At 71.1% G+C, this 11,855-nt stretch carries 12 protein-coding genes and 1 pseudogene; 7 read left to right on the plus strand and 6 right to left on the minus strand.

Annotation, left to right across the window (positions count from 1 at the left end; genetic code table 11):
• The 3 genes and pseudogenes from EBH09_RS38955 to EBH09_RS16675 all read right to left on the minus strand — a co-directional run.
• Nucleotides 1-510: pseudogene (locus tag EBH09_RS38955) on the minus strand (hypothetical protein); the annotation flags it as partial.
• Nucleotides 511-513: 3 nt separating this feature from the next.
• On the minus strand, nucleotides 514-768 hold the full coding sequence (locus tag EBH09_RS16670; protein ID WP_121747765.1) for a MoaD/ThiS family protein: 255 nt from the start codon (nucleotides 766-768) through the stop codon (nucleotides 514-516).
• A gap of 62 nt (nucleotides 769-830) precedes the next feature.
• Nucleotides 831-1,706: an alpha/beta fold hydrolase gene (locus EBH09_RS16675; protein WP_193776348.1), complete on the minus strand. Its 876-nt coding sequence runs from the start codon at nucleotides 1,704-1,706 to the stop codon at nucleotides 831-833.
• Nucleotides 1,707-1,941: 235 nt separating this feature from the next.
• Between EBH09_RS16675 and EBH09_RS16680 the strand changes: the two genes are divergently transcribed.
• The 5 genes from EBH09_RS16680 to EBH09_RS16700 all read left to right on the plus strand — a co-directional run bounded on the left by EBH09_RS16680 (nucleotide 1,942) and on the right by EBH09_RS16700 (nucleotide 7,202).
• Complete coding sequence (locus tag EBH09_RS16680) at nucleotides 1,942-2,715, plus strand: response regulator transcription factor (RefSeq protein WP_121747767.1); 774 nt, start codon at nucleotides 1,942-1,944, stop codon at nucleotides 2,713-2,715.
• Between the two features lie 42 nt (nucleotides 2,716-2,757).
• Nucleotides 2,758-3,780 (plus strand): LacI family DNA-binding transcriptional regulator, encoded by a 1,023-nt coding sequence (locus EBH09_RS16685; RefSeq protein WP_121747768.1) that lies wholly within the window; start codon nucleotides 2,758-2,760, stop codon nucleotides 3,778-3,780.
• A gap of 97 nt (nucleotides 3,781-3,877) precedes the next feature.
• Nucleotides 3,878-4,921 carry a trypsin-like peptidase domain-containing protein gene (locus EBH09_RS16690; protein WP_193776349.1) on the plus strand — a complete coding sequence of 348 codons (1,044 nt, stop codon included), beginning with the start codon at nucleotides 3,878-3,880 and terminating at the stop codon, nucleotides 4,919-4,921.
• A gap of 95 nt (nucleotides 4,922-5,016) precedes the next feature.
• Nucleotides 5,017-5,757, plus strand: a complete 741-nt coding sequence (locus EBH09_RS16695; protein ID WP_121747770.1) for a response regulator transcription factor — start codon at nucleotides 5,017-5,019, stop codon at nucleotides 5,755-5,757.
• Nucleotides 5,754-7,202, plus strand: coding sequence for a HAMP domain-containing sensor histidine kinase (locus EBH09_RS16700; protein ID WP_121747771.1), 1,449 nt, complete (start codon nucleotides 5,754-5,756; stop codon nucleotides 7,200-7,202). Before EBH09_RS16695 ends, EBH09_RS16700 begins: the two co-directional genes overlap by 4 nt.
• Before the next feature lie 153 nt (nucleotides 7,203-7,355).
• On the opposite strand, the gene EBH09_RS16705 is transcribed toward EBH09_RS16700, so the two are convergent.
• Nucleotides 7,356-7,553, minus strand: a complete 198-nt coding sequence (locus EBH09_RS16705) for a DUF397 domain-containing protein (RefSeq protein ID WP_121747772.1) — start codon at nucleotides 7,551-7,553, stop codon at nucleotides 7,356-7,358.
• Nucleotides 7,550-8,377 (minus strand): helix-turn-helix transcriptional regulator, encoded by an 828-nt coding sequence (locus EBH09_RS16710; RefSeq protein ID WP_121747773.1) that lies wholly within the window; start codon nucleotides 8,375-8,377, stop codon nucleotides 7,550-7,552. Before EBH09_RS16710 ends, EBH09_RS16705 begins: the two co-directional genes overlap by 4 nt.
• 125 nt (nucleotides 8,378-8,502) lie before the next feature.
• Here EBH09_RS16710 and EBH09_RS16715 point away from each other — a divergent pair, with 125 nt between their 5' ends.
• Nucleotides 8,503-8,802, plus strand: a complete 300-nt coding sequence (locus EBH09_RS16715; RefSeq protein WP_121747774.1) for a hypothetical protein — start codon at nucleotides 8,503-8,505, stop codon at nucleotides 8,800-8,802.
• 88 nt (nucleotides 8,803-8,890) lie between these two features.
• Here the strand turns inward: EBH09_RS16715 and EBH09_RS16720 are convergent, their stop codons facing one another.
• On the minus strand, nucleotides 8,891-10,711 hold the full coding sequence (locus tag EBH09_RS16720; protein ID WP_121747775.1) for a bifunctional metallophosphatase/5'-nucleotidase: 1,821 nt from the start codon (nucleotides 10,709-10,711) through the stop codon (nucleotides 8,891-8,893).
• A 183-nt stretch (nucleotides 10,712-10,894) separates the two neighbouring features.
• Here EBH09_RS16720 and mshD point away from each other — a divergent pair, with 183 nt between their 5' ends.
• Entirely contained in the window at nucleotides 10,895-11,824 is a 930-nt protein-coding gene (gene mshD / locus EBH09_RS16725; RefSeq protein WP_121747776.1) for a mycothiol synthase, read from the plus strand.
• Nucleotides 11,825-11,855: the final 31 nt, after the last annotated feature.

Raw genomic sequence — 11,855 nt, forward strand, 5'->3', positions numbered from 1 at the left:
GGGCTCGCCTACGGCGGCGGGGGAAGCGGGAGCCGCCGGGGCGGCGGGTTCGTAGAGCTGGTGGTGGGGCTGAGGGAGGGGCTGGGGCTGGGGCTGGCCGGCGTACGCCTGCGGCTGTGACGGGTACTGGTGCGGGTGCGGCTGCGGGTGCGGCTGCTGCGGCGCGTAGGGACCGGTCGTTCCGTACGGCGTGCCCGCCGACTCCTGGTATCCGTTCGGGGTCTGCGGCGGCAGGTACGCCGTCTCCTCCGCGGAGACCGGCGGCTGCACCTGGGTCTCCCAGGTCTGCCCCTGCCACTGCTGCGTGTGCTGGCCGGCGTTCGGGTCCTCGTAACCCTGCCCGCCCTGATATGCCTGCTGCCCCTGGGACCGCTGGTGCGCGGGCCACGCCTGGGCGTCGTACTCAGACCACCCCTGCTGCCCCTGCTGCTCCTGCTGCTCCTGCTGCCATCCGTCGTGTCCCTCGTACGGCTGATTCTGCCCGTACGGCTGATGCGGCTGGTTGGTCATCGCTCACCCTCCCGCGAACGGCGGGAGGACCTCGACCGTGCCGCCGTCGGCCAGTCGTACCGTCTCGTGCCCGCGCCTGCCCACGGGGTCGCCGTCGACGAGGAACGAGCAGCGCAGCAGTACACGCGTGAGTTCGCCGGGGTGCCGCTCGCGCACCGCGCCGAGCGCGTCGGCGAGTGTGGCCGCCTCGTACGGCTCCTCGGCCACTCCTGCCGCGGCCTTCGCGGCGGCCCAGTAGCGCACCGTGACCTTTGCCATCTGGATCCTTCGTCGCCGGTGCCGATCGGCGTCCGTGTCGATCGGCGGTGAACACCGTCAGGCTAGCCCGCCCGGGACACGGCCCAGTCGCCGATCCGGCACAGCAGGGCCTCGTCCGACGCGTGCTCGGCGTGGCCCATGCCGGGCTCCAGCCAGAGTTCGCCGTGGTCACCGGCCGCCTCGGCCAGCATCCGGGGGTGGTCGACGGGAAAATATCCGTCCCGGTCGCCGTGCACGACGAGAAGGGGCGTCGGCGCGATCCGCGGCACCGCCTCCACCGGCGACAGCGGCACCGGGTCCCAGTCCCGGTGATGGATACGGGTGCGCATGCCGTAGCGGCCCACCAGACGCCCGGCGGGCCGCATCACCAGCCAGTGCAGCCGGCGCATGGGCGCCGTGCCCCGGTAGTACCAGCGGGCGGGGGCGCTCACCGACACGACGGCGTCCGTGCGGGCGTCGCTGTCACCACTGTCACCGCCGTCACCGCCGTCACCGCCGTACAGCGCGGCGTGCCGCAGTACCACCGAGCCGCCCATCGAGAAGCCGACGGTCACCACGCGGGCGTGGCCGAAGCCGCGCGCCCAGGTGACCGCCGCCGCCAGGTCGAGCACCTCGCGGTCACCGACGGTGGAACGTCCGCCGGAGGCACCGTGGCCCCGGAAGGAGAACGTGACCACCGCACCGTAGCGCCCGAAGACCTCCGCGATCCGCCGTACGTGGGGCCGGTCGGCGTCGCCGGTGAAACCGTGCGCGACGACGAACACCAGGTCGGAGGGGCCGCGACCGCTCACGCCCGGTTCGTACACGGCGTCGATCCGGACCCCGTCGGACGCGTGCAGGAAGGTGCGTGCGGGCGGGTGGCGCGGCGCCCCCCGGGACGTCTCGGAATACGGACGGACGGTGGAACGCGCCACATCACCTGCCGTTCGGTCGCTCATGTCGGCTATTCTGCTGGGCAGAGGACTCGGGCAACGTAGCCCCCGGGTCCTTTTGTGCTTCCGGGAGCGTGGTCGAGCGTTCACCTCCCGGACTCGCAGCGGGCCCCACGGGCACGGGATCCGCACCTGTACGAAGCAGTGCCGTAAACGTCCTCGCAGGGACCGAGGAGGAACCAGACGTTATGGGCGAGCGAACCGTGCACGACCGTAAGACGACCCAGGCAGGTGGGGCGCGATGAGTTCTCTGCTGCTCCTGACCAACGCCCTCCAGCCGTCGACGGAGGTGCTTCCCGCCCTCGGCCTGCTGCTGCACAACGTCCGTGTCGCGCCGGCGGAGGGCCCCGCCCTCGTCGACACCCCCGGCGCCGACGTCATCCTCGTCGACGGACGCCGTGATCTCCCGCAGGTCCGCAGCCTGTGCCAGCTGCTGCGTTCCACCGGGCTCAGCTGTCCACTCGTCCTCGTCGTCACCGAGGGCGGCCTCGCCGCCGTCACCGCCGACTGGGGCATCGACGACGTGCTGCTGGACACCGCCGGCCCGGCGGAGGTCGAGGCCCGGCTGCGGCTGGCCATGGGCCGCCAGCAGATCACCGGTGACGACTCCCCCATGGAGATCCGCAACGGCGACCTGTCCGTGGACGAGGCGACGTACTCCGCCAAGCTCAAGGGCCGGATCCTGGACCTCACCTTCAAGGAGTTCGAGCTGCTCAAGTACCTCGCCCAGCACCCGGGCCGGGTCTTCACCCGCGCCCAGCTGCTCCAGGAGGTCTGGGGCTACGACTACTTCGGCGGCACCCGCACGGTCGACGTGCACGTACGGCGGCTGCGCGCCAAGCTCGGCCCCGAGCACGAGTCGCTGATCGGCACCGTCCGCAACGTCGGCTACCGCTTCGTCACCCCGGAGAAGCCCGAGAAGGGGGAGCGCGCGGAGGACGCGAGGGCGAAGGCCGGGGCCCGGCCGGAGGCGCCGGCGGACACCGCGGTGGAAGCGACGTCAACCAAGGTGTGATACGCCCTGCCCAGGGCGGATCCATCCGCGTAGACTCCGCGCGTGGCCAAGGTGACTCGGGATGATGTGGCGCGACTGGCGGGAACTTCCACCGCCGTCGTCAGCTATGTCATCAACAACGGACCCCGGCCGGTCGCCCCGGCCACGCGCGAGCGTGTCCTCGCCGCGATCAAGGAACTGGGGTACCGGCCGGACCGGGTCGCCCAGGCGATGGCGTCGCGGCGCACGGACCTCATAGGCCTGATCGTGCCGGACGCGCGCCAGCCCTTCTTCGCGGAGATGGCGCACGCGGTCGAGTGGGCCGCCGCCGAGCGCGGGAAGATGGTGCTCGTCGGCAACTCCGACTACGTCGGCGAGCGCGAGGTCCACTACCTGCGCGCCTTCCTCGGCATGCGCGTCTCCGGCCTGATCCTGGTCAGCCACGCCCTGAACGACATGGCCGCCGCCGAGATCGACGCCTGGGACGCCCGGGTCGTCCTGCTGCACGAGCGCCCCGAGGCCATCGACGACGTCGCCGTCGTCACCGACGACCTGGGCGGCGCCCAGCTCGCCGTACGCCACCTGCTGGAGCACGGGTACGAGTACGTCGCCTGTATGGGTGGCACCGCCGAGACCCCGTCCGTCGGCGACCCGGTCTCCGACCACGTCGAGGGCTGGAAGCGCGCGATGAAGGAGGCCGGGCTCTCCACCGAGGGCCGGCTCTTCGAGGCGCCGTACAACCGCTACGACGCGTACCGCGTGGGGCTGGAGCTCCTCTCCGGGCCGCAGCGCCCGCCCGCGATCTTCTGCTCCACCGACGACCAGGCGATCGGCCTGCTGCGCGCGGCCCGTGAGCTGCGCATCGACGTGCCCGGCAAGCTGGCGGTGGCCGGCTTCGACGACATCAAGGAGGCGGACCTCGCGGACCCGCCGCTGACGACGGTCGCCTCGGACCGGTCGGCGATGGCGCGGGAGGCCGTGGACCTGGTCCTGGACGACGGTCTGCGGGTGGCGGGCTCACGGCGCGAGCGGCTGAAGGTCTTCCCGTCGCGCCTGGTGGTCCGGCAGTCCTGCGGCTGCGAGTAGCCTCGCCGCACGGCTTTATATCGGGCATACGAGGTTCTGCCGGGCTTCTCAGGCAGCGCTCAGGCCGCTCTCATACGGGGGCGGGAAGCTCATGAACATGACCGAGAGCCTCCGCCGCAGCGGCGAGTACGAGCACGCGCAAGAGAACCCGTACCAGGGTGCCCAGCAGCACGCCTCCTCTCCCGTCAACCCCGAGTGGCCGCCCCCGCCGGCACAGCCGCCCGCCGCCTCCTTCCCGGACGGCCGGCCCGAGCAGCCGCACAAGAAGCGCGCGTCCCGTCGACGCGGCCCCGTCGCCCTGCTCGCGGCCGTGGCGATCGTCGCGGCGGCCGTCGGCGGCGGCACCGCGTACGGCATCCAGGAGCTGACCGGCAGCGGCACCGTCGCCTCCAGCGCCACCAGCACCAACGTGGTCCCCACCGGCCAGAAGGGCACGGTCGCCGGGGTCGCCGAGGCGGTCAGCCCGAGCATCGTCGAGATCAACGCCACCTCGAACGCCGGTTCCTCCACCGGCTCCGGCGTGATCATCACCGGCGACGGCGAGATCATGACCAACAACCACGTCGTCTCCGGCGCCTCCTCCGTCAAGGTCACGACCAGCGACGGCAAGCAGTACACCGCCCAGGTCGTCGGCACCGACAGCAGCAAGGACCTGGCGCTGATAAAGCTGGAGAACGCCTCGGGTCTGAAGGCCGCGACCCTCGGTGACTCCGACGGCGTCGGGGTCGGCGACCAGGTCGTCGCGATCGGCTCCCCGGAAGGCCTGACCGGCACCGTGACCAGCGGCATCGTCTCCGCCCTGGACCGTGACGTGACCGTCTCGACCGACGAGGGCCGGCAGCAACAGCAGCAGGGGCAGGGCGGCGACTGGCCGTTCGAGTTCGGTGGTCAGGAGTTCAACGGCGACACCGGCTCGTCCACGACGACGTACAAGGCGATCCAGACCGACGCGTCCCTCAACCCGGGCAACTCCGGCGGCGCGCTGATCGACATGAACGGCAACATCATCGGCATCAACTCCGCGATGTACTCGTCGGCCGAGTCCTCCGCCGGTGCGGGCAGCGTCGGCCTCGGCTTCGCCATCCCGATCAACACGGTGAAGGCCGACCTGCCCAAGCTGCGAGCGGGCGCCGACGGCTGAGCGGCCGGCCCGAGGCCGATGCGAACATGCGACGCTGAAGGCGTTGGCAGCCGTCACCCGACACCGCATCCGAGAACTCCGAGGAATCCGAGCCCATGAGCCCCGCAGAAGGCGACCGCGACCGTGACACCCAGCGCATCCTGATCGTCGACGACGAGCCGGCGGTCCGCGAAGCCCTCCAGCGCAGCCTCGCCTTCGAGGGGTACGGCACCGAGGTCGCCGTCGACGGCGCCGACGCCCTGGAGAAGGCGGCGGCGTACCGGCCCGACCTGGTCGTCCTCGACATCCAGATGCCCCGCATGGACGGCCTGACCGCCGCCCGCCGGATCCGCGGCGCGGGCGACCTGACCCCGATCCTGATGCTGACGGCCCGCGACACGGTCGGCGACCGGGTGACCGGCCTGGACGCCGGCGCCGACGACTACCTGGTCAAGCCCTTCGAACTGGACGAACTCCTGGCCCGCATCCGCGCGCTGCTGCGCCGCAGCTCCTACGCGGCGGCCGTGGAGGCCGGCGCCGACAACGACGACACCCTCACCTTCGCCGACCTGACCATGGACCTGGCGACGCGGGAGGTCGTGCGGGCCGGACGCCCGGTGGAGCTGACCCGCACCGAGTTCACCCTCCTGGAGATGTTCATGGCGCACCCGCGCCAGGTCCTCACCCGGGAGCAGATCCTGAAGGCGGTCTGGGGCTTCGACTTCGAGCCGTCGTCCAACTCCCTCGACGTGTACGTCATGTACCTGCGCCGCAAGACCGAGGCGGCCGGCGAACCACGCCTCGTCCACACGGTCCGCGGCGTGGGCTACGTGCTTCGGCAGGGCGGCGCGGAGTGAGAAGACTGGTCCGGCGATTCCGGGCGCTGCCACTCCGCTCGCGCCTGGCTCTGCTCGTGGCCGCGTCGGTGGCGTTCGCCGTGACGGCGGCGGCGGTGGCGTGCTGGTTCGTGGTGAAGAGCGTGCTGGTCAGCTCACTGGACGAGGCCCTGAAGGCGAACCGCATGAACAAGGATCAGGTGAGGCAGTACGTCGATCTGCGCACCGGCCTGTGCGCCCACGACCCCGTCACGCACGAACAGAACCCCTTCGGCTCGTCCGTGCAGCTCGTGGACCGCCAGGGCGGAAGCTGCCTCATCATCGGCACGGAGGAGGTCCCGCTCACGGGCGCCGACCGGGCCGTGGCCAAGGGCGAGGCCACCGACGCGCTGCACGACGCCACGGGAGCCGACGGCGAGCAGTACCGTGTCTACACCTACGCCGTGCTGCCCGACCTGGGCGTCGCCGTCTCCGCCGCGCGGCCGCTGGGCGAGGTGAACAGCTCCCTCAGCAACCTCGCGCTGGTACTCGTCTTCGTCGCGGGCGCGGGAGTCGTCGGCGCCGGCGCCGCCGGCCTCTGGGTGGCCCGCACCGGCCTGCGCCCCGTCGACGAACTGACCCGGGCCGTGGAACACGTGGCCCGCACCGAGGATCTCACCGTCCGCATCCCCGTCGAGGACGACAGCGAGGACGAGATCGCCCGTCTCTCCCGCTCCTTCAACAGCATGACGTCCTCCCTGGCCAGCTCCCGCGACCTGCAACAGCAGCTCATCGCCGACGCCGGACACGAACTGCGCACCCCCCTCACCTCCCTCCGTACCAACATCGAACTCCTCTCCCGCAGCGAGGAGACCGGCCGCCCCATCCCGGAGGCGGACCGCAAGGCACTCCTCGCCTCGGTCAAGGCACAGATGACGGAACTTGCGGCCCTCATCGGCGACCTCCAGGAACTCTCCCGCCCCGACACCGGCCAGCACGAGGGCCGCACCCGCATCCTCGCCTGGCACGACGTCGTCGAGTCGGCGCTGCGCCGCGCCCGCCTGCGCGGCCCCGAGCTGACCATCACGGCCGACGTCCAGCCCTGGTACGTACGGGCGGAGCCGGCCGCGCTGGAACGCGCGGTGGTCAACATCCTCGACAACGCGGTGAAGTTCAGCCCGGCCTCCGGCACCGTCGACGTACGCCTCGCCGACGGCGTCCTCACCGTCCGCGACCACGGCCCCGGCATCCCCGCCGAGGAACTCCCCCACGTCTTCGACCGCTTCTGGCGTTCCCCGAGCGCACGCGCCCTGCCCGGCTCGGGCCTCGGCCTGTCGATCGTGGCCCGGACGGTGCAGCAGGCGGGGGGCACCGTGAGCCTGACTCCGGCCGAGACCGGTGGCGGCGGAACAGTGGCGACCGTACGGCTGCCGGGGGCGCCGGTACCGCCGCCGGAGACGGGGGCGGCCGACGGGGGTCAGTGGTAGCCGAGCATGCCGGGGGAGTCGATGTCGACGGTCACGACGGCCGTCCGTCGCTTCCGGGAGTCGATGTCGACGGTCACGACGGCCGTCCGTCGCTTCCTCCACCCGAGGGTGGCGGGCAGGCGTCCGGGTGCCGGCCCGGCTCGGCCCGAGTGGCTACGCCTTCAGCCGGGCCACGAACGTTCCCCACGACACCGCCCCGAAGATCAGCACCCGCCCGTCCGGCACCTTGCTGTCGCGCACGGGGACGAGGCCGGGGTGACCGTCGGCGACCTCGACGCAGTTGTTGGCTCCCCCGTCGCTGTAGCTCGACTTGCGCCAGGCGGTGTTGCTGAGGTCCGGGGTGTGCTTCATGATCGGTGCTCCTCCAGTACGTCCCTGATGAACGTCAGCGAGTCCGACGGGGACAGCGCCAGATCCCGGAGCCGATCGTAGGACAAACGGTGGTGCAGGACGTCGTCCGGATCGTCCATCAACAGACCGCTGCTGCCACCTTCCACGTAGGCCACGGACTTTCCGTCCTTCTGCCACAGCAGCGTCAGCGATCCCTTGCCCATGAGGTGATGGATACCTGCCGAGAACGGCAGCACTTGGAGGACGACGTTGGGCTCCCGCGCTGCCGCTTCCATGTGCATCAACTGCCCCTCCCAGGTCGCCGCATCGGCCGAGGGGCGGCGAAGGGCGAGTTCGTCGATGACGAAACGAACGCTGGGCGCTGGGTTCTTGCGAAGCAGAAGCTGGCGTCCCAGGCGAGCGGCAACCTGTTCCTCGACCGCATCGCGCTCCTGATCCGTTGTCTGAGGTCCGGACAACACCTCCCGGGCGAAGCCCTCGGTCTGCAACAGCCCCGGGACGTTGGGCGTGTAGACGTGGACGACACGCGCCAGCGCCTCCAGCCGCATGTACTCCTTGTACTTGTCCTTGAAGGCGTCGATCCGCGCCACCTTCCACAGGCTGACCAGCAGGTCACCGGCCCCGTAGTAGCCGTCGAGGTCTTCCATGACCGTCACCTTGGACAGCCGCTCGCCCGACTCCAGGCGGCTCAAGTAGCTCTTGTCGTAACCGGACTCGTCGGCCAGTTGCCCCAGTGACTTGCCCTCCTTCTCCCGCAGGAAGCGCAGCGTCCGTCCCAGTACCGCGCGTCCCGACTCGCCCTGACCGTCAACCCGTTCGGCCACGTCATCCCTCCCTGTTGCCCGGGGGCGCGGGCAACACCTGACCCCTTCCGCAGCGTACGCGCGACCAGTGACGATCGGGGCACGAAACGTAATCAGCGCTGGTCGTTGCTATCGAAGGGACAGCCATGCCCACTCCTCCGCTCCGTCTCCTCCCCTGGTCCACCCCCGAAGGCAAGCCCTGCTACCTGAGCACCGACAGCGGGCAGAGCCGGCTCTCGCGGCTCGCCGATGACATCGAGGCGGCCCAGCTGGACTCGGGCGAGCAGGTGCTCGCGGGGTCCAGGGCCGTGCTTGCCGACCGGAAGGCCGGGGAACGGGCGGTGCGGTTCGCGTTGGTCAGGGCGACGGAGGCGCTCGCGGATCTGCTCCGGATCGCGGTCAGCCGGGGCGAACGGGTCGCGGATGGTGACAGTCGATCGCGATGACACTCAAAGGCAAACTGTTCGCGCCGCGCCCATATGAGCGCGGCGCGAACATCACATGCCCATGTGTACTCGCTTCGGCAGGGTCGGGCTACCGCACGACCGTGATGCGGTCGGCCGCCGGCGGGGTGATCGGGGCGGTCGCCGACGAGTTGGCCGTCAGGTACTGCTCCAGCGCCGTCAGGTCGTCCGTGCCGACGAGTTCGTTCGCGCCCTCGCCGAGCGTGGGGAAGCCGTCGCCGCCGCCCGCGAGGAAGCTGTTGGACGCGACGCGGTAGGTGGCGTTCTCGTCGACCGGCGAGCCGTTGAGGCGGATGGAGTCCGTGACGACCCGGTCCGCGCCGGTCCTGGTCAGGTCCAGGGTGTAGGTGAGGCCGGACGAGACCTGGAGGATCTTCGGGGCCGACTCGTTCGGGCCGCTCACCTGCTCCTTGAGGACCTGGATGAGCTGGGCGCCCGTGTAGTCCTTGAGGTTCACGGTGTTGGCGAAGGGCTGGACGGTGAAGCCCTCGGCGTACGTGACGACGCCGTCACCCTCGCCGCCCGAGGCGGTGTAGGTGAGGGGTGCGCGGATACCGCCGGGGTTCATCAGGGCCAGGTCGGTCTCCGGGTCCTGGGTCCTGCCGTAGGCCAGCTGGGCGTCGGCGATCAGGTCGCCGAGCGGGGACTCGGTGCCGTCCCGGTTGATGTCGCCGGAGATGTAGCCGATGGAGCGGTTGCCGATCGGGGCGGCGAGGGTGCTCCACTTGTCGATCAGGCGGGTCATGTCCGGCGCCTTCGGGACGTCCCGTGTCACCACGTGGTTCGCGGACTTCACGGCCGTACGGGCGATGTCACCCGTCGCGCGGTCGTAGGTCAGCGTCGTGTCCGTGTAGAGGCGGCCGAAGGACGCGGCCGACGTGACCATGCGGGGCTTGCCCGACGGGTCGGGGATCGTGCAGACGTACGCCGCGTGGGTGTGGCCGGTGACCAGCGCGTCCACCTTGGGCGTGACGTTCTTCGCGATGTCGGCGATCGGACCGGATATGCCGTCGCCGGCGCCCGGGGAGTCGCAGTCGTAGTTGTAGGAGGACGAGGCCGGGAAGCCGCCCTCGTGGACCAGGGCCACGATCGACTTCACGCCCTGGCGCTGGAGCACCTGGGCGTACTTGTTGATCGTCTCGACCTCGTCCTTGAAGGAGAGACCCTTGACGCCCTCCGCCGAGACGATGTCCGGGGTGCCCTCCAGGGTCACGCCGATGAAGCCGACCTTGACGCCCTTCTGCTTCCACACCCAGTAGGGCTTCAGGATGGGCTTCTTCGTCTTCTCGTCCAGGACGTTGGCCGCCAGGTACGGGAAGTCCGCGCCCTTGAACTCCTTGTCCGTGTAGCAGCCCTCGATGGGGTGGCAGCCGCCGTTCTGGAGGCGGGCCAGCTCCTTGGCGCCCTCGTCGAACTCGTGGTTGCCGACGCTCGTCACGTCCAGGTCGAGCTTGTTGAGCGCCTCGATGGTCGGCTCGTCGTGAAAGAGGCCGGACAGGAGGGGGGACGCGCCGACCATGTCGCCGCCTGCGGCGGTGATGGAGTAGCGGTTGCCCTCGCGGGCCTCACGGAGGTGCGTGGCGAGGTACTCGACGCCGCCCGCGTCGACCGTCTTCGTCGTGCCGTCCGGCTGGAGTTCGGTGACGCGGCCGGACGAGCCGGCCGGGGGCTCCAGGTTGCCGTGCAGGTCGTTGAAGGAGAGGAGCTGGACGTCCTGGTAGCGGCCGTGGCCGTGACCGCCGTTGCCGCGGTGGTTCTCGCCCGCGTTCGCCGGTGCCGGAAGCGCCGCGGCGGCGAGCGCGCCGGCGGTGACGACCGTGGCGGCTGCGGCGAGGAGACGGTTCGTACGGCGGCTGCGGCGCGGTTGGTGCGACTGTGCTGTGGCTGGCATGCGCCCCCCTGTGGGTGTGCGTGAGCGCGAGCCGCTGAGGAGACGGCTCGTCGGCGCAGCAGCCTAGAGTCAACGCGCGTAGCGCGACAGGGGGTGACGGGTTACATCCTGGTGTACCTCCTCGTCCGCCCAACTGCCCCGAGTGCCGCCGCTTTGCCGCACCCGCCCCTTACCCTCGTACGCATGACCAGCGACGACACCGTGCAGCCCGGCCGCCCCCGCTCGATCGAGACCCTCGCCGAACTCGCCCCGGAGCAGACCGAAGCCGTCCTCGCCCTGCTCACCGAGGCCGCCCGCAACGACGGGCAGCAGGCCGTGTCCGAACAGGGCCGGCTGCAACTGCGCGGCCCCGCGCGGGAGGGCATCGCGCACCTGCTGCTCAGCGTGAACGGCGGCGAACTCGTCGGCTACGCCCAGCTGGAGGGCACCGACCCGATCGAGCCTCCGGCCGCCGAACTGGTCGTCCACCCCTCGCACCGGGGACAGGGGCACGGGCGGGCGCTGGGTTCCGCGCTGCTCGCCGCCTCCGGCAAGCGGCTGCGGATCTGGGCGCACGGCGGCCACTCCGCCGCCCGGCATCTCGCGCAGGTGCTCGGGCTGACCCTGTTCCGGGAGCTGCGGCAGATGCGGCGCCCGTTGGCCGATCTGGAGCTGCCGGACCCGCGCCTCCCCGAGGGCGTGACCGTACGGACCTTCGTGCCGGGGCAGGACGACGCCGCCTGGCTCGCGGTCAACGCCGCCGCCTTCGCCCACCACCCCGAGCAGGGCTCCCTCACCCAGCGGGACCTCGACGACCGCGAGGCCGAGGCGTGGTTCGACCCGGCGGGGTTCTTCCTGGCCGAGCGGGGCGGCGAGCTGATCGGCTTCCACTGGACCAAGGTGCACGCCGAGGAGCGGCTCGGTGAGGTGTACGTCCTCGGCATCCGTCCCGACACGCAGGGCGGCGGCCTCGGCAAGGCCCTCACCACGATCGGCCTGCGGCACCTGGCGGAGCGGGGACTGCCCACGGCGATGCTGTACGTCGACGCCGACAACAAGGCGGCGGTCTCCGTCTACGAGCGCCTGGGCTTCGTCACCCACGAGACGGACCTGATGTACCGCACGGAGACGTGAGACGGCCGGGCCTGAGCCGGCCCAGACCTCA

This window comes from Streptomyces sp. E2N166, assembly GCF_003671715.1.
Taxonomy (GTDB): domain Bacteria; phylum Actinomycetota; class Actinomycetes; order Streptomycetales; family Streptomycetaceae; genus Streptomyces; species Streptomyces thinghirensis.